The following is a 24,461-nucleotide window of genomic DNA, read 5'->3' as shown; positions in this document are numbered from 1 at the left end:
ACAGAACACAGCGTCCGCTTCAATCCTGGCCGCCATGCGGCCCGCAAACGCTCTGCTCTGGCTTCGTCCCTGGCCCGCTGCCCGCGAGCTTCGGCACAAAGCACGAAAGGGCTGGCACTCCGAAGAATGCCAGCCCCGCTGGAAAGCCGGGTCTTACTTGATCTCGACCTTGGCGCCAGCGTCTTCCAGTTGCTTCTTCAGCGCTTCGGCGTCGGCCTTCGAAGCGCCTTCCTTCACGGTCTTCGGCGCGCCGTCGACGACGTCCTTCGCTTCCTTCAGGCCCAGGCCGGTGGCGGCGCGGACGACCTTGATGACTTCGACCTTCTTGTCGCCGGCGGCGGTCAGCACGACGTCGAACTCGGTCTTCTCTTCGGCGGCCGGAGCGGCAGCGCCGGCACCCGGGCGGCCACGGCCATGGCGGCGGCGGAAACGCCGAACTTCTCTTCGAACGCCTTGACCAGGTCGTTCAGTTCCATGACGGTCATCGCGCCAACGGCTTCGAGGATGTCTTCTTTGGTGATTGCCATTTCAAAAACTCCAGAATCGATTATGTTCAGTTTGCTTGTGCGAACGAGACGAAGGAAAGGCTGCGCTCAGGCAGCGGTTTCTTCTTCGCGCTTCTTGGCGAGTGCGGCCATGGCGCAGGCGAAGCCCGACACCGGCGCCTGCATGACGCCCAGCAGGGTCGACAGCAGTTCCTCGCGGCTCGGGATCGAGGCGAGCGCCTTCACACCGGCCTGGTCGAGCGTATTGCCCGCGTAGGAACCGGCCTTCAGCACCAGCTTGTCGTTGCCCTTGGCGAAATCGTTCAGCACCTTGGCAGCAGCGACCGGATCGGTCGAGATGCCATAGATCAGCGGGCCGGTCAGTTGATCGGTCAGTCCCTCGAACGGGGTACCGGCGATCGCGCGACGGACCAGGGTGTTCTTCAGCACACGCAGGTACACGCCAGCTTCGCGAGCCTTGGCACGCAGCACGGTGAGATCACCCACCTCGACGCCGCGATACTCGGCCACCGCGATCGTCTGGGCGTTGGCCACCTGTGCCGACACCTCAGCCACTACGGCTTTCTTGTCATCCAGATTGAGACCCACAGGTCTTTCCTCCTTTTCAAGTCAACACACGAACCGGAAAGACACGGTTCGCACCCACGGCGACCTGGATCAGGAGCGCGGCTGCATCGCAGCCATAATCCTGTTCTGGGCACACCATCTGCGCAGGCCGTCCGGAGACGATTAAACGCTTGGCCGAGACTGAATCCCGGCCTCCCGCACCTGCGGTCTTTGACGATCCGTGCCAGAGAGCGGCACGGCCCAAAGTTCTGTTCGTGCCGCCCGGAGGCGGCACAGGTTCATCAAGCGGCGTTGACGCTGCCCGGATCGACGCGGACACCGGCACCCATGGTGCTGGAAACCGCGATGCGGCGCAGGTAGGACACCCTTGGCCGCGGCCGGCTTGGCCTTGACCAGCGCGTCGACGAAGGCCGACAGGTTCTGCTGCAGCGCTTCGACGCCGAAGGAGGCGCGGCCGATGGTGGCGTGCACCAGGCCAGCCTTGTCGGTGCGGTACTGGACCTGACCGGCCTTGGCGTTCTTGACCGCGGTGGCGACGTCCATGGTCACGGTACCGACCTTCGGGTTCGGCATCAGGCCGCGCGGGCCGAGGATCTGACCCAACTGGCCGACGACGCGCATGGCGTCCGGCGTGGCGATGCAGATGTCGAAATCGAGCTTGCCGGCCTTGATCTGTTCGGCCAGATCGTCGAAGCCGACGACTTCGGCACCCGCGGCGCGCGCGGCTTCGGCCTTGTCGCCCTGGGCGAACACGGCAACGCGGACGCTCTTGCCGGTGCCGGCGGGCAGCACCACCGAACCACGGACGACCTGGTCGGACTTGCGTGCATCGACGCCGAGGTTCACTGCGATGTCGATCGACTCGTCGAACTTGGCGGTCGCGCATTCCTTGACCAGCGCCAGGGCGTCAGCCACCGGGTAGCTCTGGTTGCGGTCGACCTTGGCGCGCAGCGCCTGAACTCGCTTGGAAAGTTTCGCCATGATTACAGGCCCTCCACGGTGATGCCCATGCTGCGGGCGGAGCCGGCGATCGTGCGCACGGCACCTTCCAGATCGGCAGCGGTGAGGTCGGGCAGCTTGGTCTTGGCGATTTCCTCGACCTGGGCGCGGGTGATCGAACCGACCTTGTCGGTATGCGGCTTCGCCGAGCCCTTCTGCAGGCCGGCAGCCTTCTTGATCAGCACCGACGCCGGCGGCGTCTTCATGATGAAGGTGAAGGACTTGTCGGCGAACGCGGTGATCACCACCGGAATCGGCAGGCCCGGCTCGAGACCCTGGGTCTTGGCGTTGAAGGCCTTGCAGAATTCCATGATGTTCAGGCCGCGCTGACCCAGCGCCGGACCGATCGGGGGCTGGGGTTGGCCTTGCCGGCCGGCACCTGCAGCTTGATGTAGCCAATGATTTTCTTTGCCATTGCGGCTTGCTCCTGTATTGAGTGCTAGCGCACCGGTCAGACCCGGCGCTCCTCGCCTTGCTTGCCGTCCATCAAGCTCCCCGGACAATCTGCCCGAGACGGCCGTGAACAGGCTACGGCAGGCCAGACGGCCTGCCGCTCGACACTCAGGTCTTCTCGACCTGGTGAAATCCAGTTCGACTGGCGTCGCGCGACCGAAGATGGTCACGGAAACGCGCAGCTTGCTCTTCTCGTAGTTGGCGTCTTCCACCGAACCATGAAAGTCGGTGAACGGACCTTCCTTGACACGGACGACTTCGCCGATCTCGAACAGCACCTTGGGACGCGGCTTGTCGACGCCGTCCTGCATCTGCTGCATGATCTTCTCGACTTCCTTGTCGGAAATCGGCGCCGGCTTGTTTGCCGTGCCGCCGACGAAGCCGGTGACCTTCGGCGTGGACTTCACCAGGTGCCAGCTCTCGTCGTTCATTTCCATCTCGACGAGCACGTAGCCCGGGAAGAACTTGCGTTCGGTGATGCTCTTCTGGCCGCCCTTCATCTCGACGACCTCTTCGACCGGAACCAGGATCTGGCCGAAGAAATCCTGCATGCCCGCGCGGTTGACGCGCTCGATCAGCGCCCGCTGCACCGACTTCTCGAAGCCGGAATAGGCATGAACCACGTACCAACGCTTCGTCATATCACTTCCAACCCAGAACGAGATCGTACAGAACCCATTCCAGGCTCTTGTCGGTCAGCCACAGGAAGATCGCCATCACGACCACGAAGGCGAACACCAGACCCGTGGTCTGAACCGTTTCCTTGCGGCTCGGCCAGACGACCTTCTTCGTCTCGACGACCGCCTCGCGCGCAAACTCGACGAAGCGGCGGCCCGGCGCGGAGAACCACGCCACGGCGATGCCCGCCGCCACGCCCAGCAGGACGGACAGCACACGAAGCACGAGCGGCTGCTCGGAAAGCAGATAGAAGCCGACAACACCGGCAGCCAGCAAAGCCAGAGCCAGCGCAAACTTCAACTTATCGGCCATTGCGGAAAACCACCCGAAAAAATTGTGGCAGGGGCAGAGGGAATCGAACCCCCAACCTTCGGTTTTGGAGACCGACGCTCTGCCAGTTGAGCTATACCCCTGCAGCAGAGACTACGAGGCGCATCCACCAGGATGCGCCTTTGCATCGGTCAGCGAGCGTATTACTCGATGACCTTGGCGACGACGCCGGCGCCGACGGTGCGGCCGCCTTCACGGATCGCGAAACGCAGACCTTCTTCCATCGCGATCGGCGCGATCAGCTTCACCGTGATCGACACGTTGTCGCCCGGCATCACCATCTCGGTGCCTTCCGGCAGCTCGATCGAGCCGGTCACGTCCGTCGTACGGAAGTAGAACTGCGGACGGTAGTTGTTGAAGAACGGCGTGTGACGACCACCCTCTTCCTTCGACAGCACGTAGATCTCGCCCGTGAAGTGCGTGTGCGGCGTGATCGAACCCGGCTTGCACAGCACCTGGCCACGCTCGACGTCTTCACGCTTGGTGCCGCGCAGCAGCACGCCCACGTTGTCGCCCGCCTGACCTTGATCCAGCAGCTTGCGGAACATTTCCACGCCGGTGCAGGTGGTCTTGACCGTCGGCTTGATGCCGACGATTTCGATTTCCTCGCCAACCTTGACGACACCGCGCTCGACACGGCCGGTCACCACGGTGCCGCGGCCCGAGATCGAGAACACGTCTTCGATCGGCAGCAGGAAGGGCTTGTCGATCGCGCGTTCCGGCGTCGGGATGTAGCTGTCCAGCGCGTCGGCCAGGCGGAAGATCGCCGGTTCGCCGATGTCCGACTGGTCGCCTTCGAGCGCCTTCAGCGCCGAACCCTTGATGATCGGGATGTCGTCGCCCGGGAAGTCGTACTTCGACAGCAACTCGCGCACTTCCATCTCGACCAGCTCGAGCAGCTCTTCGTCGTCGACCATGTCGCACTTGTTCAGGAACACGACGATGTAGGGCACGCCCACCTGGCGGGCCAGCAGGATGTGCTCGCGGGTCTGCGGCATCGGGCCGTCGGCGGCCGAGCACACCAGGATCGCACCGTCCATCTGCGCGGCACCCGTGATCATGTTCTTGACGTAGTCGGCGTGGCCCGGGCAGTCGACGTGAGCGTAGTGGCGCGTCGCGGTTTCGTACTCGACGTGCGCGGTGTTGATCGTGATCCCGCGTGCCTTCTCTTCCGGCGCGCTGTCGATCGACGCGTAGTCCTTCGCTTCACCGCCGAACTTCTTCGTCAGCACCGTCGTGATCGCGGCCGTCAGCGTCGTCTTGCCGTGGTCAACGTGACCAATCGTGCCAACGTTGACGTGCGGCTTCGTCCGCTCAAACTTACCCTTAGCCATATCGCCATCCTTAAGAATCAGAACCAGAAAAACCAGAACGGCGCCCATTCAGACCGGATTCCGGTCATCTTGGCCGCCGCGCCAGGCCAGGCAGAAAATGAGTGGTGCCCTTGACGTGGATTGAACACGTGGCCTCTCCCTTACCAAGGGAGTGCTCTACCACTGAGCTACAAGGGCGCCGAAAACAGCACATCTGGAGCGGGTGAAGGGAATCGAACCCTCGTCATAAGCTTGGAAGGCTTCTGCTCTACCATTGAGCTACACCCGCGCAGCCACTGCATGAACTCGCAGCCGATTCTTCAACCCATTCACTGCTACGCCGACCGGACCGCGAACCGAACGCGCCGCTCGGCGTCTGTATCACTGGTGGAGGGAGAAGGATTCGAACCTTCGAAGGCTGAGCCGTCAGATTTACAGTCTGATCCCGTTGACCGCTTGGGTATCCCTCCACGCGAGAGCCACGCACTATAGGCGACGAGGCTATCCATGTCAAACACTTTTTGCAGCTTTCCGCGCCGGCGTCGATCGTCGTCATTCATTCCGCAGCACGCCGGGGAATCTTGCGGGTTTTCCGGCATTGAAAGCGCCACGCGCATTCGCTTAGCCTGATCGGGCCGGCTCCCTGCTGGCGGCGCCCACGAGGCCTGGCGCAGGCAGCCCGTGCCATTCCGGAAACCAAAGCTCTGGAAGGAGGAAGCGCCATGGCCGTACATGCCCCTCATCCCCCCGCAAGGGCCGCCAGCCTGGACGACAAGTACACCGCCACCAGTGGCCGCGTCTATCTCAGCGGCTACCAGGCGCTGGTCCGCCTGCTGATGATCCAGAAGGCCCGCGACGAGGCTGCAGGCCTCGACACCGCCGGCTTCGTCTCCGGCTACCGCGGCTCGCCGCTCGGCGGCCTCGACCAGACGCTGTGGAAAGCGCGCCGCCACCTGGAACAGTACGGCATCGTCTTCCAGCCCGGCATCAACGAGGATCTCGCCGCCACCGCGGTCTGGGGCAGCCAGCAGGTGCAATTGTCGCCGGGCGCCCGCCATGACGGCGTGTTCGCGATGTGGTACGGCAAGGGCCCGGGCGTCGATCGCTGCGGCGACGTCTTCCGCCACGCCAATGCCGCCGGCAGCGCCCGTTTCGGCGGCGTGCTGGTGGTCGCCGGCGACGACCACGCCGCCAAGTCCTCCACCCTGCCGCACCAGACCGACCACTTCTTCAAGTCGATGATGATGCCGGTGCTCGCCCCCGCCGGCGTGCAGCAATACATCGATTTCGGCGTCCATGGCTACGCCCTGTCGCGCTATTCCGGCTGCTGGGTCGCGTTCAAGGCGCTCGCCGACACCGTCGAGACCTCCGCCTCGGTGGATATCGATCCCCAGCGCGTGCAGGTCGTGATACCGACCGACTTCGCCCTGCCGGCCGACGGCCTCAACCTGCGCTGGCCCGATCCGCCGCTGGTGCAGGAAAAACGCCTGCTGCACTACAAGCTGTATGCCGCGCTGGCCTACGCCCGCGCCAACCGGCTCAACCGGATCGTCATCGACTCGCCCAGCCCCAGGCTCGGCATCATCACCAGCGGCAAGAGCTATCTGGACGTGCGCCAGGCACTCGACGACCTCGGCATCGACGAAGCGCTGGCGGCCGAGATCGGCCTGCGGGTCTACAAGGTCGGCATGGTCTGGCCGCTCGAGGCCGACGGCGTGCGCAGCTTCGCCGAAGGCCTGGACGAGATCCTGGTGGTGGAGGAAAAGCGCCAGCTGCTCGAATACCAGCTCAAGGAAGAACTGTACAACTGGCGCGAGGACGTGCGCCCGCGGGTGGTCGGCAAGTTCGACGAGAAAGGGGAATGGGCCCACGTGCAGCGCCCGGACGGCACGATAGACCACGGCACCTGGCTGCTGCCCGCCGCCGGCGAACTGACGCCGGCGATGATCGCGCGCGCCATCGCGCTGCGCATCGGCCGCTTCTTCACCTCGGAGCGCATCGAAACCCGCGTCGCCTTCCTCCAGGCCAAGGAGCAGGCCCTGTCGCAGCGCAGCTTCAGCGCCGACCGCGTGCCCACCTTCTGCTCGGGCTGCCCGCACAACACCTCCACCCACGTCCCCGAAGGCAGCCGCGCGCTGGCCGGCATCGGCTGCCACTACATGGCGACCTGGATGCCCGAGCGCCGCACCCAGACCTTCACCCACATGGGCGGCGAAGGCGTGCCCTGGGTCGGCCAGGCGCCGTTCACCGACGAAGTCCACATCTTCGCCAACCTGGGCGACGGCACCTACTTCCACTCCGGCCTGATGGCGATCCGCCAGGCCGTCGCGGCAAAGGTGAACATCACCTACAAGATCCTCTACAACGACGCCGTCGCGATGACCGGCGGCCAGCCCCACGACGGCCCGCTCGACGTGCCCACGATCGTGCGCCAGCTTCAGGCCGAGGGCGTGCATAACATCGTCGTCGTCACCGACGGCACCGAGCGCGCCTACGGCCCCGCCGACCTCGCCCACGTGCCGATCCGCCACCGCGACGAGCTCGACCTGATCCAGCGCGAGCTGCGCGCCTCGGGCGGCGTCACCGCACTGATCTACGACCAGACCTGCGCCGCCGAGAAGCGCCGCCGCCGCAAGCGCGGCACCTACCCCGATCCGGCGCGGCGGGTGTTCATCAACGAGGCGGTCTGCGAAGGCTGCGGCGACTGCGGCGATCAGTCCAACTGCATGTCCATCCTGCCGGTCGAGACCGACCTCGGCCGCAAGCGCCGCATCGACCAGTCCTCGTGCAACAAGGACTATTCCTGTCTCAAGGGCTTCTGCCCCAGCTTCGTCACCGTCGAAGGCGGCGGCCTGCGCAAGGGCCAGGCCATCGCCGGCGACGAAGCCAGGCTGCCGCCGCTGCCCGAGCCGCAGCTGCCGGCGACGACCACGCCTTTCGGCATCCTGGTTACCGGCGTCGGCGGCACCGGCGTCATCACCATCGGCGCGCTGATCGGCATGGCCGCCCATCTCGACGGCAAGGGCGTCACCGTGCTCGACATGACCGGGCTGGCCCAGAAAGGCGGCTCGGTCTTCAGCCACATCCGCATCGCCGACCAGCCCGAGGCGCTGCACGCAGTGCGGATCGCCGCCGGCGAAGCCGACGCGGTGATCGGCGGCGACCTGATCGTCAGCGCCAGCGTCGAGGCGCTGGCCAAGATGGCCGCCGGGCGCAGCCGGGCCGTGATCAACACGGCCGAAATCCCCACCTCGGCCTTCGCCCACGACCCCGACTGGGGCTTCCCGCAGCAGCGCATGATCGCCACCCTGCGCGACGCCACCGCGGCCGACAGCGATTTCATCGATGCCCAGCGGCTGGCGCTTGCGCTGCTCGGCGACGGCCTGGCGATCAATCCCTTCCTGCTCGGCTTCGCCTGGCAGCGCGGCCTGGTGCCGGTGTCCGAAGCCGCGCTGATGCAGGCGATCGAACTCAACGGTGCAGCGGTGGACATGAACAGGCGCGCCTTCCGCTGGGGCAGGCGGGCGGCCCACGATCTGCAGAGCGTCGAAGCGCTGCTGCCGCCGGCAAGCGCGGAAAAGCTGCCCGCACCGGGCCTGGATGCGCTGATCGAGCGCCGCATGGCGATGCTGGCGGACTACCAGGACGCAGCCTATGCCGAACGCTATCGCCGCCTGGTCGAACGCGTGCGCGAAGCGGAAGCACGCAGCATCGGCGCCGGCAGCACCCGCCTGGCCGAGGCCGTCGCGCGCAGCTACGCCCGACTGCTCGCCTACAAGGACGAATACGAAGTGGCCCGCCTCCACAGCGCAGCCGCATTCCGGCAGCAGCTCGACGAGACTTTCGAAGGCGACTACAGCATTCGCTTCCACCTCGCCGTACCGCTGCTGGCACGCCCCGATCCCCGCACCGGCCGCATCGCCAAGCGCAGCTTCGGCCCCTGGGTGCTGAGGCTGTTCCGCCTGCTCGCCAGCTTCAAACGGCTGCGCGGCACACGTTTGGACATCTTCGGCCATACCGCGGAGCGGCGCGCGGAACGCGCCCTGATCACCGAGTTCGAGACCGACGTCGAGGAGCTGCTGGGCAGCCTGAGCCCGGACCGCCTGCCGCTGGCGATCCAGCTCGCCGAACTGCCCGAGCGCATTCGCGGCTTCGGCCACATCAAGACCAGGAACATGGCCTGGGCTGCCCAGCAGCGCAAACAGCTACTCGTGCAATGGCGGGCGGCCCCGGCGAACGCTGCCGGGCAGCCGAACTCCGGCACGGAAGCCGTTGCGGACACCAAGGCACGAACCGAAGTGACCGCCTGAAGCAGGCTGGCCCACACCGTCAGCCTCCACACTCGGGCCGAACAAATAGCCGAACCGCCCGAGGAGTCCGGGGTACCCCGGACTCCTCGGGCGGGCTGCAGCAGCCAGATACCGTCTTGATCGTCGAGCGCTCGTTCGGATGATTGCAGCACCAGCGCAACTGTTCGTGGAAGCAGCGCTAGCCGGGGGCGCCGGGCCCAGCAGCATCCGAGGCGGCGGCAAGGCCATGTTCGCGGCTCGGCGCCCCGGATAAAGCCATTCCTACGGAGCCGGTTTCCCTTTTGAGCCGCGAGATGAGCCGGGTTGATAAGATCGGCGTCTTTCGTTCCGCCCGCCCACCGATGCCGCCAGCCCTCAAAGCCCTCTGCGCCCAATTGCTCGGCGCCGCAGGCGCACTCACCCTCGCCCGTGCAGGATTCGTCGGCGGCCTGTGGCCGCTGGTCGCCACGCAGGCAGTTCTGGCCGCCCTCGCCAGCCTGCTGCTGCGCAGCGAACGCTGGTGGCTGCCGATCCATCTCGGCTTCCTGCCCGCCGCGCTGCTCGGCCATGGGCTGGCGCGGGCGCTGGACCTGCACCCGGGCTGGTTCCTGGCCGGCTTCGTGCTGCTGCTGCTCGTGTATTGGACGAGCTTCCGCAGCCGCGTGCCGCTCTACCTCAGCAACCGCGCAAGCGCCGCAGCGCTCGGCCAGTTGCTGCCCACCGCACCGGCTCGCCTCCTCGACATCGGCGCCGGCACCGGCTCGGTACTCCGCCCGCTCGCCCGCGCCCGGCCGGACTGCCACTTCACTGGTATCGAGCTCGCGCCCATTCCATGGCTGCTCGGGCGCCTGCTGACACGCCGCCTATCCAACATCGACTGGCGGCGTGGCGATATGTTCGCCTCGGCGTGGTCGGACCACGACGTGGTGTATGCCTTCCTGTCGCCGGTGCCGATGGCGGCGGTCTGGGCCAAGGCCAGCGCCGAGATGAAACCCGGCAGCCTGCTCGTCAGCAACAGCTTCGCCGTGCCCGGCATCGCCGCGGAACGGATCGTCGCCGTCGGCGACCGGCGCGGCACGCAGCTCCACCTGTACCGGATCGGCGTCTCGGGCGACAGCGCCGATAGGCCGAAATAGCGGGTCGAACCGGCGCTTTTCCACCGCTTGCCGGCGTCGCCATCCCCGGATAATCCCGATCGTGCGGTCGACCGCGGCCGCCAGCAAAGGATGGACGGATTCATGGCTGAGATCATCTGCGTGATCGGCAACAAAGGCGGCACTGGCAAGACCACGCTATCGCACATGCTGTGCCAGGGCCTCGGCCTGCTCGGCCAGCGCGCCGCCTGCGTGCTCACCGACACCTCGCGCGAACCGCTGTCGCCCACCGGCCGGCGCTACGTCACTGCCGATGCCCGCACCCGCGAGGCGCTGACCAAGGTCGTGGACAAGCTGCGCGGACTCGACAACTGGATCGGCATCATCGACGGCGGCGGCAACCGCACCGAGATGGACCGCAAGCTCTATGCGCTGTCGGACATCGTGCTGCTGCCGTTTCGCGAATCGCACGAGGACATCCGCACCGTGCTGCGCGACCTCGAAATGTTTCCGCGTGCCTACGCCGTGCCCTCGCAGTGGCCGAACAACGCCTGGCAGCGCGACGCCGCCGACCGCGCCGTCGCGCAGTTGATGCACGCCCACCGCCACCGCATCCTGCGCCCGGTCAACGCGCTGTCCTCGTCGAAGCTGCTGCTGCAGCGGCAGATACCGGAACAGCTGCCGACACCGCTGGCCAACGCCTGCCGTTCGATCGCCCGCCAGGTGCTGCAGGTCCTCGAGATCGACTTCGCCGAAGCCGCCGACGACGAACACCTCGACGACATCGAGCCGCTGCCGGCGACGGAGCGGCCCCTGCGCCTGGCCAGCGCGCTGCGGCGCTCCCACTGAGCACCGCAGGACCGCCCGGCTCCGCTCAAAGCCGCGCGCCGCAGCGCGACATCACGACCAGCGCCTGGGCACGGCTCGACACGTCGAGCGCGCGGAAGATCGCCGTCATATGCACCTTGACCGTGCCTTCCGAAACCCCCAGCAGGTCGGCGATCTCCCGGTTGGTCTTGCCCGCGGCGAGCAGTTCGAGCACGCGCCCCTGGGCCGCGGTCAGGCCGTAGCGCTCGCTGGCCGGCAAGCGGGTCCGCTTTGCCGGCTGCGCCGCCGTTTTCGCCTCGGGCAGATGCACTCCGCCTTCGAGCACGTCCCTGACCGCCTGCAGCAACACTTCGCTGGAACTGGACTTCGACACGTAGCCCGACGCACCGGCCTTGATCGCGCGCCTCACCGACGCCTCGTCGTCGATCGCCGACACCACGACGGCCGGGATCTCGGGAAACCGCTTCGCCATGATGGCGAGCAGGGAGAAGCCGCTCATGTCCGGCAGCATCAGGTCGATCACCGCCAGGTCGATGTCGCCGTCGGCAGCGAGGCAGGCCAGCGCCTGGTCGGCGCTGCTCGCTTCGACGCACGTCAGCCCCGTCTGCAGCCGGGCCAGGCTCTGTGCCATGGCTTCGCGGACGAGGGCATGATCCTCGACGATGAGTATCCTGCTTGCATGCCGTTCCACCTGCAACACCACCCTCGCTGTCGTATGCCGGAGAAGAATAGCATGCAGGCCGGCAGGGGTTTTCACCCTGCACGGCCGAAAACGGCGACAATCGCTTCCCCTGTGCCCGGAAGCCGGCTGGCGGCGGCCGCGCGCACCTTGCACCAGGAGGAGAGCAGGCCATGATTTCGGGCTGGGGCGTCCGTTCGCGGGTGATGCTGGCGGCCGTGCTGCCGATGCTGATCCTCGCCGCAATCATGACCACGGTATTCACCGGCCTGCGCCTCTCCGATCTGGACGAGGCGCTCGCCGCGCGCGGCCGCGCCTTCGCGCGCCAGCTCGCGGCAGCGAGCGAACAGGCCATGTTCGCCGGCAACATCAAGGCACTGCAGCAGATCGCCTCGTCCGCGACCGGGGAAGACGACGTCCTGGCCGTGCACATCTTCGACCGCGACGGCCAGCTGCTGGCGCTCAGCCGGCAGTCCACCGACCTGCCGACGCCTCCGCTGCCGGAGCCGCAGCTCGCGCCCCCGCTGGAAGCCCGCTCCACCTTGCTGCAGGACGGCATGCTGCTGCGGCTGGTCGAAACCATCCGGCCGATGCCGATCGACATCGACGACGGCATTTCGCTCGCGCCGGCCGCTACGCCACACATCGACCTGGTCCGCCCGCAGGGGATCGTGGTGCTCGATCTCTCGCTCGAACGCCTGCAGCAGCGCCGTGCGGAACTGCTGCTGGCCGGCATCGGCTCGATGCTGGTGGTGCTGTTCGCCAGCCTGCTGCTGGCCGCACGCCTGAGCCGCGGCGTCACCGGCCCCATCCGTGCCGTGGCCGACGTCGTGCTGCGCATCGGCCACGGCAGGCTGCACGAGCGCGCCGCGGCCCGCGGCGGCGGCAGCCTGCAGCGCCTGGCGCGAGGCGTGAATGAAATGGCCGAGCGCCTCGAGCACGCGCACGACCACATGCGCCGCCAGATCGACGAGGCTACCGCCGAACTGCGTGCCCGCACGGCCGAAGCCGAACATGCCAACGCGTCGAAATCACATTTCCTCGCCGCCGCCAGCCACGACCTGCGCCAGCCGATGCATGCGCTCGGCCTGTTCATCTCGGAGCTTTCGCAGCAGACGCTCGATGCGCGCAGCCGGCAGATCGTCGATCGCATCACCGCCTCGGCCAGCGCGATGGAGCAGTTGCTCGACAGCCTGCTCGACATCTCGCGCCTGGATGCCGGCGTGCTGGTGCCGGTCATCCGCAGCTTCGACCCCGTCCCCATCCTCGAGCGCATCCGCGACGAACAGCGGCCCGCCGCCCGGGCACGCGGCATCCGGCTGTACCTGCGGTTGCCGGCGACGCAGCAATACGTGCTCAGCGACCCGATGCTGTTCGAGCGGATCGTCGGCAATCTCGTCAGCAACGCCGTCCGCCATACGCGGGACGGCAGCATCCTGATCGCATGCCGCGGCCGCGGCGACGCCCTGCGCGTGGAAGTGCGCGACAACGGCCCCGGTATCCCGGCCGAGTTCCAGCAGGCGATCTTTCAGGAGTTCGTGCAGCTCGGCAACCCCGAGCGCTCACGCGACAAGGGGCTCGGCCTCGGCCTGGCGATCGTGCGCCGCCTGGTCGACCTGCTCGGCCACCGCCTGGAGCTGCGCTCGGCCCCCGGACGGGGATCGGTGTTCGCCCTCGAGCTGCCCTTCGGCCCCCTCGAAACCGAGACTGCCGCACACGAGGAAGTCCGTGCTCTCGGCAGCCTCAGCGGCGTCCGTGTCGCCGTGGTGGAAGACGATCCGCTGGTGCGGGACGCCATGCTCGGCCTGCTCGCCTCCTGGGGCTGTGAACTGATCGTCGCCAACGACGCCGAGCACCTGCTCGAACAGCTCGAGGACGAAGCCGAACCGATCGAAATCCTCATCTCCGACCTGCGCCTGGGCGGTGCGCTCGACGGCATCGAACTCGCACTGAAGCTGCGCCGGGAACGCCAGGCGCTGCCATTGCACGCGGTGCTGATCAGCGGCGACACCACCCCGGAAGCACTCGCCCGCGCCCGCGCCGCCAGCCTGCCGCTGCTGCACAAACCGTTGCGCCCGGCCAAACTGCGCGCACTGATGCACCGCATGCTCGGCGGCCATTGAACTGCATGAATGCGAATGCAGCAGCGAGACGATCCATCGGTTACTATTCGTTCATCACCATAACTTATCGGGAGCGTGTCAATGTCTCAAGATCACAACGCGCAGGATCCGCTCGAATTCGTTCGCGGCATGTGGAGCAGCATGGGCTTTTCGCTTCCCGGCATGGTCACGCCCACCCTCGACGTCGACGAGCTCGACAAGCGCATCACCGACATGAAGGCGGTCGAAGGCTGGCTGAAGATGAACCTGAACATGCTGCAGATGAGCATCCAGGGCCTGGAGCTGCAGCGCGCCGCGCTCTCCGCGGTCAAGGCGATGAGCACGCGCTCCGACTCGGACGAGGCTGGGTCCGATACCAGCGCCAACCCCTTTGCCGCAGCGGCGGCGATGTGGCCCTGGAATCTGATGAATCCGACCGAGCAGCCGCAGGCCGACACCGCCACGCCCGCCGCCGAAGCCAAGGCGAGCACCCGCAGCACGCGCCGCAAGCCTGCCGGCGACAAATAAGACGGGGCGCAAGACCCGCACCCGGCGGGCACCGTCCGGCTCTGGCCGGAGGTGCCCGTTTTTTCGCTCTGTCCGCAGCCCGCGTCGCCTCAGATGACGCCCGCCCCGCGCAGGCGGGCAATGTCGGCAGCGCTCAGCCCGGCCTCGCCCAGCACCGCGTCGCTGTCGGCGCCCGCCACTGTCGGCGCCGGCCGGAAAACCTGTTCCGGCATGCCCGACAGCTTCACCGGCGGGCCGAACTGGCGCACGCCGCCCACCTCGACCACCATGCCGCGTGCTTTCAGCTGGGGGTTTTCCAGGCTTTCCTCCAGGCTCAGCACCGGCGTCACGCAGCAATCCACGCCATCGAACAGCGCCGCCCATTCGGCCTGGCTGCGGCTGGCGAAAATCGCCGCGAGTTCGGCCTTCGCCCCTTCCCCGATTTCGCCGGCCGCCAGGTGGAAAGGCTTCAGATCCGGCCGTTCGAGCGTGTCGCAGACCAGGTTCCAGAACTTCGCTTCCAGCGCACCGACCGCCATGTAGCGGCCGTCGGCAGTGCGATACACGCCATAACACGGCACCTGTCCGGTCAGCAGATCCTCGCCGCGCGGCCTCACCTGCCCTCGCGCCAGCACTTCGGCCAGCGGAAAGATGGCGTGGGCCATCACGCCATCGGTCATCGACACATCGACCATCCTCCCCTTGCCGCTCGCCCGGGCATCGACCAGCGCAGTCAGGATGCCGAACAGCGCGGTCATGGTGCCGCCGAGCAGATCGCCCAGTTGCAGATTCGAGAGTGCCGGCGCGCCGCCGGCGGTGCCGATCTGGTCGAGCACGCCGGCATAGCCGATGTAGTTGAGGTCGTGCCCGGCGCGCTGCGCATAGGGGCCGGTCTGGCCATAGCCGGAGATGCTGCAGAACACCAGGCGCGGGTTGATCCGCGCCAGCGCGTCGTAGCCGAGACCGAGCTTGTCCATGACCCCCGGCCGGAAGCCTTCGACCAGGATGTCGGCGCCCGCCACCAGCTTCTCGAACACCGCCCGGCCTTCCGGATGCTTCAGGTCCAGGCGCAGGCTGCGCTTGTTGCGATTGACCACCTGATAGAACCAGCTGGTGTCGCCGCCCATCGCCCCCATGCCGCGGGCGTAGTCGCCGGCGCCGGTGTCCTCGATCTTGACGACGTCGGCGCCGTAGTCGGCCAGGTGCTGGGTCGCCAGCGGGCCCGGCAGCAGGCGCGTCAGGTCGAGCACGCGCACGCCGGCCAGCGGCAGCCGCGCGCCATCGCGGGAGTCTTCGCTCATGGTCATCCTCATGTGACGGCGGCGCCCGCAGGCGCCGCAAGAAGGACAGGATAGCGCGGGCTCAGGCGTAGGTCCGCATGTCGTCGATCACCTTGCCGTCGTTGGCGAGCGCCCCGCCCGGCAGGAAGGCGACCTCGCCGCGCAGCTTGGTCAGCTCGCGCAGGCTGGCAGCAATCGCCGCCGCCAGCGTCTCGCTGCCGCCGCCGGCGATTTCGCACATCAGCGTCATGCGGTCGTTGAGGTCGGGGTTGTCCACCACCAGCCGCGCACGCGTGATCTCGGGATGGCGTTTGACGACCTGGGCGACCTGCCCCGGATGGACGAACATGCCCTTGACCTTGGTCGTCTGGTCGGCACGGCCCATCCAACCCTTGATGCACAGGTTGGTCCGCCCGCAGGGCGAGGCGCCGGGCAGCAGCGCCGACAGGTCGCCGGTGCCGAAGCGGATCAGCGGATAGTCGGGATTGAAGGTGGTCACCACCACTTCGCCCACTTCACCGGGCGCGACCGGGTCGCCGGTGCCGGGGCGGACGATTTCGACGACCACGTCCTCGTCCACCACCAGGCCTTCACGCGCCTCGGTCTCGTAAGCGATCAGGCCGATGTCGGCGGTGGCGTAGGCCTGGAAGGCCTGGATGCCGCGCGCGGCGAAAGCGTCGCGCATGCTCGGCGGAAAGGCTTCGCCGGAAACGAAGGCCTTGGTGAAGGACGGCTTGACGCCGAACTCGTCCGCCTTCTCCAGCAGGATGCGCAGGAAGGACGGCGTGCCGACATAGGCATTGGGCTGCAGATCGGCGATCGCCGCCAGTTGCTGCTCGGTCTGGCCGGTGCCGGCCGGAAAGACCGTGCAGCCCAGTGCATGGGCCGCCGTCTCCATCATCGAGCCGGCCGGCGTGAAATGGTAGGAGAAGGTGTTGTGCACAAGGTCGCCGGCACGGAAGCCGGCCGCGAACAAGGCCCGGGCGAGACGATAGTAGTCGGCACGCGCGCCCTCGGGTTCGTACAGCGGTCCGGGCGAGGCGAACACCCGCCGGCAGGCCGCGCCCCAGCCGACCGCGGCAAAGCCGCCGAAGGGCCGCGCGGCCTTCTGCAGCTCCAGCAGTTCCGACTTGCGCGTGACCGGCAACGCGGCGAGCGCGGCGCGGCTCGTCACCGCAGCGGGGTCGACGTCGGCGAGCAGCCTGGCGAACGCCGGCGCGTTCGCGCGCGCATGGGCGATCTGTGCCGGCAGGCACGCCATCAGCTCGCGCTCGCGGCTTTCGGGGTCGCGGTTTTCCCGCGCATCATGGAAATTCATCTCGGCATCCCTGTTCGCTGCGTTGTGGAGTTCGCTGCGGCGCCCGTGCTCAGCTCAGCCAGCGCTTGCGGCGGCGGTAATGCTTGACCTCGCGGAAGCTCTTGCGCCCTTCGCCCGACAGGCCGAGGTAGAACTCCTTGACGTCCTCGTTGCTCGCCAGTTCCTGCGCCGCGCCTTCCATGACGATGCGGCCGTTCTCGACGATGTAGCCGAAATCGGCATAACGCAGCGCCACCATGGTGTTCTGTTCGGCGAGCAGGAAGCTCACCTTTTCCTTGGCGTTGAGGTCCTTGACGATCTCGAACACCTCTTCGACGATCTGCGGCGCCAGGCCCATCGAAGGCTCGTCCAGCAGCACCATGTTCGGGTTCGACATCAGCGCCCGGCCGATCGCGCACATCTGCTGCTCGCCGCCCGAGGTATAGGCCGCCTGGCTGCTGCGGCGCGTCTTCAGGCGCGGGAAATAGGTATAGACCTTGTCGAGGTTGGCTGAAATCTCGCCCTTGTCGCTGCGCGTGTAGGCGCCGGCGAGCAGGTTTTCCTCGATCGTCAGGTGGGCGAAGCAGTGGCGGCCTTCCATCACCTGGACGACGCCGCGGCGCACGAGATCGGACGGCGACAGCGCTTCGACGCGCTCGCCGCGGTACTCGATCATGCCCTTGGTGACCTCGCCGCGCTCGCCCTTGAGCAGGTTCGAGATCGCCCGCAACGTGGTGGTCTTGCCCGCGCCGTTGCCGCCGAGGATGGCGACGATGCCGCCCTCGGGCACCTGCAGCGAGACACCCTTGAGCACCAGCGCGACGTGGTTGTAGATCACCTCGATGCCATTCACATTGAGGAGGAGGTTCGGTGCGTTCATCGCTTCATCCGATCAGTTCGGTGCCGCTGCGCGGCGGCACCGGGGTGATTCTCGCCACCGCGCCTGCCGCCAGGAAGCGGCAGGCGCGGCCCGGAGCCAGGGATCAGGGCTGGCAATCGGCCGCGTCGCGGCGCTTGATCTGCTTCTCGGCGGCGTAGCGGTCGGCTGCTTGCTTGACCAGCGGATCGAGCACGGCCTTGTCGGCCTCATACCACTTGTCGTTCATGACCCACTTGCTGCCGTCCCATTGGTGGATGCGCGCCCACGACGAACCCATGTGGTCCTCGCAACTGGTCTTGAGCGGACGGATCACCCCGGCCAGGCCCAGCTCTTCCAGGCGCTTCTCGTCGATGTTCAGGTTCTCGAAGCCCCAGCGCACCTGCTCGCCGGTCATGACCTTGCCCTTGCCGAACTGTTCCTGGGCGCGGCGGATAGCCTCGACGCTGAGCATGGAGATGATCATGCCGCGGGTGTAGAGCACCGAGCCGACCTCCTCGCGCGGACCCGAACCCTGGCCCGCGTCATGCACCTTCTTCAGGATGTCCTGCATCAGCGGATAGTTGGTGCCGTTGGGGTTCAGTGCCAGCGCGCTGTAGCCCTTGGCGTTGGCGCCGACGTCCTTGACGTCCGGCTCGGCGCCGGCCCACCACACGCCGAACAGCTTGTCGCGCGAGAAGCCGGTCGCCACCGCCTCCTTCAGCGCAGTGGAGTTCATCACCCCCCAGCCCCACAGCAGCACGTAATCCGGGCGCTGCTGGCGCACCTGCAGCCAGGTCGCCTTCTGCTCGACACCGGGCGCGGTCACCGGCAGCAGGCTGAGCTGGAAGCCGTGCAGCTCGGCGCGTTTCTGCAGCAGCGGAATCGGCTCCTTGCCGAACGGCGAATCGTGATAGACCAGCGCGATCTTCTTGCCCTTGAGCTTGTCGAGCCCGCCTTCCTTGTCGCCGAGGTGCTGGATCAGGATGTCGGCCGCGGTCCAGTAGCTGCCCATCAGCGGGAAATTCCACTTGAACACGCCGCCGTCCTGCGACGCCGCCAGGCCGTAGCCCAGCGTGATCAGCGGAATCTTGTCGACCGGCGCCTTGTCGGTCAGCGCGAAGGTGATGCCGGTGGCCTGCGGGTCGAACACCGACGCGCCCTTGCCTTTCAGGCGCTCATAGCATTCCACGCCCTTGTCGGTGGCATAGCCGGTCTCGCATTCCTCGAAGGCGATCTTGACGCCGTTGATGCCGCCGGTGGCGTTGATGTACTTGACGTAGTCCTGCTTGCCGTTGGCCCAGGGGATGCCGTTGGGCGCATAGGCGCCGGTACGGTAGGACAGCAGCGGGATGTACTGCTCCTGTGCCATGGCCGGGGTGGCGAAGGACGCGGCGCCCAGGGCGGCGAGCGTCGCAGCGAAAGCCAGGGGCTTGAATTTCATCGGTGTCTCCTCGTGTTTTTGGTGGATGGTACGTACCGCGTACCCGGACCTGCAGCAAAGAACAAAGATCAGTGCGGGAAGGGCCACAAACGCATCTTCTGCTTGCCCACGCTCCACAGCCTGGCCAGACCGTGCGGCTCGACGATCAGGAAGAACACGATCAGCGCGCCGAAGATCATATGCACCATGTGGGAGACCGTGGCGGTGGACATCGGGATGCCGAACCAGTGCGGCACCTGGTCGAGCAGGATCGGCAGCAGCACCATGAAGGCCGCGCCGAGGAAGGCGCCGGAAATCGAGCCCAGGCCGCCGATGATGACCATGAACAGCAGCTGGAAGGAACGGTCGATCGAGAACGCGGCCGGCTCCCAGGCGCCCAGATAGACGAAGGCCCACAGCACGCCGGCGACGCCGACGATGAAGGAGCTGACCGCGAAGGCCGTCAGCTTGGCATACACCGGGCGGATGCCGATCACCGCCGCCGCCACGTCCATGTCGCGGATCGCCATCCACTGGCGGCCGATGGCGCTGCGCGTCAGGTTCTTGGCCATCAGCGCGAACAGGCACACCACCACCAGGCAGAACAGGTACTTGCTCACCGGCGATTCGATCGGAATGCCGAACACGTTCAGATGGGCCACGCTCACCGAGCCCGAGGTCGAATTGTTGGTGAACCAGCCGATGCGCAGGAAGGCCCAGTCGGTGAAGAACTGCGCCGCCAGCGTCGCCACCGCCAGGTACAGGCCCTTGATGCGCAACGACGGAATCCCGAACAGCACGCCGATCACCGTGGCGCACAGCCCGCCCAGCAGCATCGCCCCGATCAGCGGCATGCCGTCGATACGGACCATGAAGTTGTAGGCGGCGTAGGCGCCCACCGCCATGAAGGCGCCGGTGCCGAGCGAGATCTGGCCGCAGTAGCCGACCAGGATGTTGAGCCCGAGCGCCGCCAGCGCCAGGATCAGGAAGGGGATCAGGATGGCGCGGAAGAAGTACTCCGACCCCACCAGCGGCATCACCACGAAGGCGACCAGCAGCAGCAGGCCGAGCGCCCAGCGGTCCTGGAGAATCGGAAAGATCTGTTGGTCGGCCGCGTAGCTCGTCTTGAACTGGCCGTTTTCTCTGTACAGCATGCGGAAAGTCTCCCGAAATCGCTGAGGACGTCAGACGCGGTCGATGATTTTTTCGCCGAACAGCCCTTGCGGCCGCAGCAGCAGGAAGCCCAGCGCCAGCACGTAGGCGAACCAGATCTCGATGCCGCCGCCGAGCATGGGCCCGATGTAGATCTCCGACAGCTTCTCGCCGACGCCGATGATCAGGCCGCCGATGATCGCCCCGGGCACCGAGGTCAGCCCGCCCAGGATCACCACCGGCAGCGCCTTCAGCGCCACCAGCGACAGCGTGAATTGCACGCCCAGCTTGGAGCCCCAGATGATGCCGGCGATCAGCGCGGCGAAGCCCGCCACCGACCAGACGATCACCCAGATCCTGTTCAGCGGGATGCCGATCGACTGCGCGGCCTGGTGGTCGTCGGCCACCGCGCGCAGCGCGCGGCCGGTCTTGGTCTTCTGGAAGAACAACGCCAGCACGATCACCAGCAGCGCGGAAACGGCCGCGGCGACGAGGTCTTCCTTGCTGATCATGACGCCGCCTTCGAACATGTTTTCCATGATGAAGGCCGGGTCCTTCGGCATGCCGACGTTGATGCTGTAGATGTCGCTGCCGAACAGGGTCTGGCCGAAGCCGTCGAGGAAGTAGGCGATGCCCAGCGTGGCCATCAGCAGCGTGATGCCTTCCTGGTTGACCAGCTTGGACAGGCAGAAGCGCTCGATCGCCCAGGCCAGCACCACCATCATCGCCATCGCCGCGATGAAGGCCAGCAGGTTGGCCAGCAGCAGGCTCTCGAAGCCGAACCACTGCGGGAACCACTCGGCGAAGCGCGCCATCGCCAGCGCGGCGAACAGCACCATCGCCCCCTGGGCGAAGTTGAACACGCCCGAGGCCTTGTAGATCAGCACGAAGCCGAGCGCGACCAGCGAATACAACATGCCGGCCATCAAGCCGCCGAACAAGGTTTCAAGAAAGAATCCCATGACTATGTCCCCGCTCAGTGCGACGTGCCGAGGTAGGCACTGATGACGTCTTCGTTGTTGCGCACCTCGTCCGGTGCGCCGTCGCCGATCTTCTTGCCGTAGTCGAGCACCACAACGCGATCGGAAATGTCCATGACCACGCCCATGTCGTGCTCGATCAGCACGATGGTGGTGCCGAACTGGTCATTGACGTCGAGGATGAAGCGGCACATGTCCTGCTTCTCCTCGACGTTCATGCCGGCCATCGGCTCGTCGAGCAGCAGCATCGACGGTTCCGCCGCCAGCGCGCGGCCCAGCTCGACGCGCTTCTGCAGGCCGTAGGGAAGCTGGCCCACCGGCGTCTTGCGCACGTTCTGGATCTCGAGGAAGTCGATGATCTCCTCCACCTTCTCGCGGTGGGCAATCTCCTCCTTCTGCGCCCGGCCCCAGTACAGCGCCATCTGCAGGATGTTGCTCTTCATCATCAGGTTGCGGCCGGTCATGATGTTGTCGAGCACGCTCATGCCCTTGAACAGCGCGATGTTCTGGAAGGTGCGGGCGATGCCCTGGCGCGCCGCCATGTAGGGCTCGAGCCGCTTGCGCTCCTGGCCGCGGTAGAGAATCCGGCCTTCCTGCGGGTGATAGACGCCGTTGATGACGTTGAGCATCGAGCTCTTGCCGGCGCCGTTGGGGCCGATGATCGAACGGATCTCGTGCTCGCGGACGTCGAAGCTGATGTCGGTCAGCGCCTTCACGCCGCCGAAGCGCAGCGAGATGTTCTGCAGATCCAGGATCACGTCGCCGAAGCGGCGGCCCGAATCCGCGGCAGCATCCGAGGCGGCGGGGTTGATGTCGGTCATGTCCATTCCTCGTCTCCTCAGGCCGCCAACTGGCCGGCCTGCGGCGCAAAAGTCTTCGCTTCCTCGATGCGCAGATCGGCCGAGACCTTGCCGACACGGCCGTCCTCGTAGGTGACCTGGGTCTCGATGAACTGGCGCGCACGGCCTTCGAACAACGCGTCGACCAGCACCGCGTATTTCTCGGCGATGAAGTTGCGGCGCACCTTGCGCGTGCGGGTAAGCTCGCCGTCGTCGGCGTCCAGCTCCTTGTGCAGCACCAGGAAGCGCTTGATCTGCGCCCCGCTCATCTTCGGATCGGCGGCGAGATCGGCATTGACCTTCTCGACGCAGTCGCGGATCAGCCCATACACGGCGTCCTGCGACGCCAGGTCGGTATAGCCGGAATACGGCATGCCCTTCCGCTCAGCCCAGTTGCCCACGGCCTCGAGGTCGATGTTGATGAAGGCGGTGACGAAATCGCGGCCGTTGCCGAAGCTCACCGCTTCCTTGATGTGCTGGAAGAACTTGAGCTTGTTCTCGATGTAGTTGGGCGCGAACATCGAGCCGTCGGACATCTTGCCGACGTCCTTGGCCCGGTCGATGATCTTCAGGTGGCCGTCCTCGTCGAAATAGCCGGCATCGCCGGTCATGAAGTAGCCATCGGCATTGAGCGCCTCGGCAGTGGCATCCGGCCGCTTGTAATAGGCCTTCAGCAGCATCGGTCCCTTGACCAGGATCTCGCCGTTGTCGGCGAGCTTGACCTCGACGAAGGGCGCCGGCTTGCCCACCGAGTCGAGCTTGATCTGGCGGTCGGGCTGCATGCAGACGTAGGCGCAGGTCTCGGTCTGGCCGTAGAGCTGCTTCAGGTTGATGCCGATCGAGCGGTAGAAGCGGAACAGGTCCGGGCCGATCGCCGCGCCGGCGGTATAGGCGACGCGGATGCGGCTCATGCCGAGCACGTTCTTCAACGGGCCGTACACCAGCAGATTGCCCAGCCAGTACTGGAAGCGGTCGCCACCGGAGACCGGCTTGCCGTCCAGGATGTCGGCGCCGCAGCGGCGGGCGACGTCCATGAAATGGTGGAACATCCGGCGCTTGAGCGCGCTGGCGTCCTCCATGCGGATCATGACCTGGGTCAGCAGGTTCTCGAACACCCGCGGCGGCGCGAAGTAATAGGTGGGACCGATCTCGCGCAGGTCGGTCATCACCGTCTCGCCGGACTCCGGGCAGTTGATCGTGAAGCCGGCCACCGTCGCCTGGGCGAAGGAGAACAGGTGGTCGCCCACCCAGGCCATCGGCAGGTAGGACAGGATGTCCTCGCGCTCGGTCAGTGCGTCGAACTGGATCGCGCCGCGCGCCGCCGAGATGAAAGCCTCGTGGGTCTGGCACACGCCCTTGGGCTTGCCGGTGGTCCCCGAGGTGTAGAGCATCACCGAGATGTCGTCCGGCGCGCCCTTGGCGATCTCGCCGTCGAGGAAATCCGGCTGCGCCTGCGCCAGGGCCCGGCCGGCGTCCTGCAGCGCATCCAGCGCCATCAGCAGGGGCTGGTCGTATTTGCGCAGGCCGCGCGCATCGTCGTAGATCACGTGCTGGAGCAATGGCACCTCGCCGGCGATCTCCAGCATCTTGTCGACCTGCTCCTGGTCCTCGACCACCGCGAACCTGACCTCGGCGTCCTGCAGCACATAGACCATCTCCTGCGCCACGGCGTCCTGGTACATCATCACCGGAATACCGCCGAGGCACTGGCAGGCCATCACCGACCAGTACAGCCGCGGCCGGTTGTCGCCGACGATGGCCAGGCGGTCGCCGCGCTTGAAGCCGAGCTTCGCCAGGCCGCAGGCGATCGCCCGCACGTTGTCGGCCACCTGGCCCCAGTCGTAGGTCTGCCAGATGCCGTATTCCTTCTCGCGCATGGCGGGCTGCTGCGGCCGCTGCCTGGCATGGTGCATCAGGTAGCGCGGAAAGGTATCCAGCCCCGCATCCCGCCGGTCGTTGTCGGACATGCCCTTCTCTCCTCCAGTGTCGTACTGCCTGTCTCCTCGGCCGCTGCTCTGGTTTCGTTCTGCGGTCCGGGTGCGACACGGCATGCAGCCCGTGTCGATTCAGGCTGGAGTCTCGCAAGCCATGTTTGCGCAACTGTTTGCGGAATGTAGTGAATTGTTGCAATCGCCGGATTCGTACCCGGGCGTGGCCGGCCGGAGCGGCGATGCGCCCTGCACCTGCTGGCCGGACAGCGTCCGGGCGGCGCCCGGATGCCGAATTCGCGCTAGACTTCGGCGGCACGGAGAGTTTGCCCACGAGCGCCGGCCGGCAAGCGTTTGCTCA

General features: G+C 66.6%; 17 protein-coding genes, 4 tRNA genes and 4 pseudogenes. 5 read left to right on the top strand and 20 right to left on the bottom strand.

Annotation, left to right across the window (positions count from 1 at the left end):
* Positions 1-153: 153 nt before the first annotated feature.
* From rplL to AAFL97_RS02255, 11 genes and pseudogenes are all read right to left on the bottom strand, one after another.
* Positions 154-527, bottom strand: a pseudogene (gene rplL / locus AAFL97_RS02305) (50S ribosomal protein L7/L12).
* 66 nt (positions 528-593) lie between these two features.
* On the bottom strand, positions 594-1,094 hold the full coding sequence (gene rplJ / locus AAFL97_RS02300) for a 50S ribosomal protein L10 (RefSeq protein ID WP_341643562.1): 501 nt from the start codon (positions 1,092-1,094) through the stop codon (positions 594-596).
* Between the two features lie 260 nt (positions 1,095-1,354).
* Positions 1,355-2,054: pseudogene (gene rplA, locus AAFL97_RS02295) on the bottom strand (50S ribosomal protein L1).
* Between the two features lie 2 nt (positions 2,055-2,056).
* Positions 2,057-2,487: pseudogene (gene rplK / locus AAFL97_RS02290) on the bottom strand (50S ribosomal protein L11).
* 220 nt (positions 2,488-2,707) lie between these two features.
* A pseudogene (gene nusG / locus AAFL97_RS02285) lies at positions 2,708-3,166 on the bottom strand (transcription termination/antitermination protein NusG); the annotation flags it as partial.
* Between the two features lies 1 nt (position 3,167).
* Entirely contained in the window at positions 3,168-3,515 is a 348-nt protein-coding gene (gene secE, locus AAFL97_RS02280; RefSeq protein ID WP_263460810.1) for a preprotein translocase subunit SecE, read from the bottom strand.
* Positions 3,516-3,540: 25 nt separating this feature from the next.
* A tRNA-Trp gene (locus AAFL97_RS02275) sits at positions 3,541-3,616 on the bottom strand.
* 60 nt (positions 3,617-3,676) lie between these two features.
* A complete protein-coding gene (gene tuf, locus AAFL97_RS02270) occupies positions 3,677-4,867 on the bottom strand; it encodes an elongation factor Tu (RefSeq protein WP_341643561.1) in 1,191 nt (396 codons plus the stop codon).
* A gap of 102 nt (positions 4,868-4,969) precedes the next feature.
* A tRNA-Thr gene (locus AAFL97_RS02265) sits at positions 4,970-5,044 on the bottom strand.
* A gap of 17 nt (positions 5,045-5,061) precedes the next feature.
* Positions 5,062-5,135 (bottom strand) — tRNA-Gly (locus AAFL97_RS02260).
* Positions 5,136-5,231: 96 nt separating this feature from the next.
* Positions 5,232-5,316 (bottom strand) — tRNA-Tyr (locus AAFL97_RS02255).
* A 252-nt stretch (positions 5,317-5,568) separates the two neighbouring features.
* On the opposite strand from AAFL97_RS02255, the gene AAFL97_RS02250 reads away from it, so the two are divergent.
* The 3 genes from AAFL97_RS02250 to AAFL97_RS02240 all read left to right on the top strand — a co-directional run bounded on the left by AAFL97_RS02250 (position 5,569) and on the right by AAFL97_RS02240 (position 11,078).
* Positions 5,569-9,156, top strand: a complete 3,588-nt coding sequence (locus AAFL97_RS02250; RefSeq protein WP_341643560.1) for an indolepyruvate ferredoxin oxidoreductase family protein — start codon at positions 5,569-5,571, stop codon at positions 9,154-9,156.
* A gap of 341 nt (positions 9,157-9,497) precedes the next feature.
* Positions 9,498-10,271 carry a class I SAM-dependent methyltransferase gene (locus AAFL97_RS02245; protein WP_341647080.1) on the top strand — a complete coding sequence of 258 codons (774 nt, stop codon included), beginning with the start codon at positions 9,498-9,500 and terminating at the stop codon, positions 10,269-10,271.
* 102 nt (positions 10,272-10,373) lie between these two features.
* A complete protein-coding gene (locus AAFL97_RS02240) occupies positions 10,374-11,078 on the top strand; it encodes a hypothetical protein (protein ID WP_341643559.1) in 705 nt (234 codons plus the stop codon).
* Between the two features lie 25 nt (positions 11,079-11,103).
* Here AAFL97_RS02240 and AAFL97_RS02235 read toward each other — a convergent pair whose 3' ends face one another.
* Positions 11,104-11,748 carry a response regulator transcription factor gene (locus tag AAFL97_RS02235; protein ID WP_341643558.1) on the bottom strand — a complete coding sequence of 215 codons (645 nt, stop codon included), beginning with the start codon at positions 11,746-11,748 and terminating at the stop codon, positions 11,104-11,106.
* A 161-nt stretch (positions 11,749-11,909) separates the two neighbouring features.
* On the opposite strand from AAFL97_RS02235, the gene AAFL97_RS02230 reads away from it, so the two are divergent.
* The gene (locus AAFL97_RS02230) at positions 11,910-13,859 is read left to right on the top strand and encodes a hybrid sensor histidine kinase/response regulator (protein ID WP_341643557.1); all 1,950 of its coding nucleotides are present in this window, start codon (positions 11,910-11,912) and stop codon (positions 13,857-13,859) included.
* An 81-nt stretch (positions 13,860-13,940) separates the two neighbouring features.
* Positions 13,941-14,366 (top strand): PhaM family polyhydroxyalkanoate granule multifunctional regulatory protein, encoded by a 426-nt coding sequence (locus AAFL97_RS02225; protein WP_341643556.1) that lies wholly within the window; start codon positions 13,941-13,943, stop codon positions 14,364-14,366.
* A gap of 89 nt (positions 14,367-14,455) precedes the next feature.
* Here the strand turns inward: AAFL97_RS02225 and AAFL97_RS02220 are convergent, their stop codons facing one another.
* The 8 genes from AAFL97_RS02220 to AAFL97_RS02185 all read right to left on the bottom strand — a co-directional run bounded on the left by AAFL97_RS02220 (position 14,456) and on the right by AAFL97_RS02185 (position 24,139).
* Positions 14,456-15,646, bottom strand: coding sequence for a CaiB/BaiF CoA transferase family protein (locus AAFL97_RS02220; protein ID WP_341643555.1), 1,191 nt, complete (start codon positions 15,644-15,646; stop codon positions 14,456-14,458).
* Positions 15,647-15,707: 61 nt separating this feature from the next.
* A complete protein-coding gene (locus AAFL97_RS02215) occupies positions 15,708-16,943 on the bottom strand; it encodes a phenylacetate--CoA ligase family protein (RefSeq protein WP_341643554.1) in 1,236 nt (411 codons plus the stop codon).
* Between the two features lie 49 nt (positions 16,944-16,992).
* Entirely contained in the window at positions 16,993-17,802 is an 810-nt protein-coding gene (locus AAFL97_RS02210) for an ABC transporter ATP-binding protein (protein ID WP_341643553.1), read from the bottom strand.
* A gap of 103 nt (positions 17,803-17,905) precedes the next feature.
* Positions 17,906-19,222, bottom strand: a complete 1,317-nt coding sequence (locus tag AAFL97_RS02205) for an ABC transporter substrate-binding protein (RefSeq protein ID WP_341643552.1) — start codon at positions 19,220-19,222, stop codon at positions 17,906-17,908.
* Between the two features lie 68 nt (positions 19,223-19,290).
* Positions 19,291-20,355: a branched-chain amino acid ABC transporter permease gene (locus AAFL97_RS02200; protein ID WP_341643551.1), complete on the bottom strand. Its 1,065-nt coding sequence runs from the start codon at positions 20,353-20,355 to the stop codon at positions 19,291-19,293.
* A gap of 30 nt (positions 20,356-20,385) precedes the next feature.
* Entirely contained in the window at positions 20,386-21,315 is a 930-nt protein-coding gene (locus AAFL97_RS02195) for a branched-chain amino acid ABC transporter permease (protein WP_341643550.1), read from the bottom strand.
* A 14-nt stretch (positions 21,316-21,329) separates the two neighbouring features.
* Positions 21,330-22,160 carry an ABC transporter ATP-binding protein gene (locus tag AAFL97_RS02190; protein ID WP_263460798.1) on the bottom strand — a complete coding sequence of 277 codons (831 nt, stop codon included), beginning with the start codon at positions 22,158-22,160 and terminating at the stop codon, positions 21,330-21,332.
* Between the two features lie 11 nt (positions 22,161-22,171).
* Positions 22,172-24,139: an AMP-dependent synthetase/ligase gene (locus AAFL97_RS02185; RefSeq protein WP_341643549.1), complete on the bottom strand. Its 1,968-nt coding sequence runs from the start codon at positions 24,137-24,139 to the stop codon at positions 22,172-22,174.
* Positions 24,140-24,461 lie beyond the last annotated feature (322 nt).

The organism is Thauera sp. SDU_THAU2, from assembly GCF_038260575.1.
Classification (GTDB): Bacteria; Pseudomonadota; Gammaproteobacteria; order Burkholderiales; family Rhodocyclaceae; genus Thauera.
Note: the sequence above shows the minus strand (reverse complement) of the source record. Positions and strands in the feature narration are given on the sequence as shown.

Coding starts and splice junctions, on each gene's coding strand:
- secE (WP_263460810.1), bottom strand. CDS start 3,515: ATGGCCGATAAGTTGAAGTTTGCGCTGGCTCTGGCTTTGCTGGCTGCC.
- tuf (WP_341643561.1), bottom strand. CDS start 4,867: ATGGCTAAGGGTAAGTTTGAGCGGACGAAGCCGCACGTCAACGTTGGC.
- AAFL97_RS02250 (WP_341643560.1), top strand. CDS start 5,569: ATGGCCGTACATGCCCCTCATCCCCCCGCAAGGGCCGCCAGCCTGGAC.
- AAFL97_RS02245 (WP_341647080.1), top strand. CDS start 9,498: ATGCCGCCAGCCCTCAAAGCCCTCTGCGCCCAATTGCTCGGCGCCGCA.
- AAFL97_RS02240 (WP_341643559.1), top strand. CDS start 10,374: ATGGCTGAGATCATCTGCGTGATCGGCAACAAAGGCGGCACTGGCAAG.
- AAFL97_RS02230 (WP_341643557.1), top strand. CDS start 11,910: ATGATTTCGGGCTGGGGCGTCCGTTCGCGGGTGATGCTGGCGGCCGTG.
- AAFL97_RS02225 (WP_341643556.1), top strand. CDS start 13,941: ATGTCTCAAGATCACAACGCGCAGGATCCGCTCGAATTCGTTCGCGGC.
- AAFL97_RS02220 (WP_341643555.1), bottom strand. CDS start 15,646: ATGAGCGAAGACTCCCGCGATGGCGCGCGGCTGCCGCTGGCCGGCGTG.
- AAFL97_RS02215 (WP_341643554.1), bottom strand. CDS start 16,943: ATGAATTTCCATGATGCGCGGGAAAACCGCGACCCCGAAAGCCGCGAG.
- AAFL97_RS02210 (WP_341643553.1), bottom strand. CDS start 17,802: ATGAACGCACCGAACCTCCTCCTCAATGTGAATGGCATCGAGGTGATC.
- AAFL97_RS02205 (WP_341643552.1), bottom strand. CDS start 19,222: ATGAAATTCAAGCCCCTGGCTTTCGCTGCGACGCTCGCCGCCCTGGGC.
- AAFL97_RS02200 (WP_341643551.1), bottom strand. CDS start 20,355: ATGCTGTACAGAGAAAACGGCCAGTTCAAGACGAGCTACGCGGCCGAC.
- AAFL97_RS02195 (WP_341643550.1), bottom strand. CDS start 21,315: ATGGGATTCTTTCTTGAAACCTTGTTCGGCGGCTTGATGGCCGGCATG.
- AAFL97_RS02190 (WP_263460798.1), bottom strand. CDS start 22,160: ATGGACATGACCGACATCAACCCCGCCGCCTCGGATGCTGCCGCGGAT.
- AAFL97_RS02185 (WP_341643549.1), bottom strand. CDS start 24,139: ATGTCCGACAACGACCGGCGGGATGCGGGGCTGGATACCTTTCCGCGC.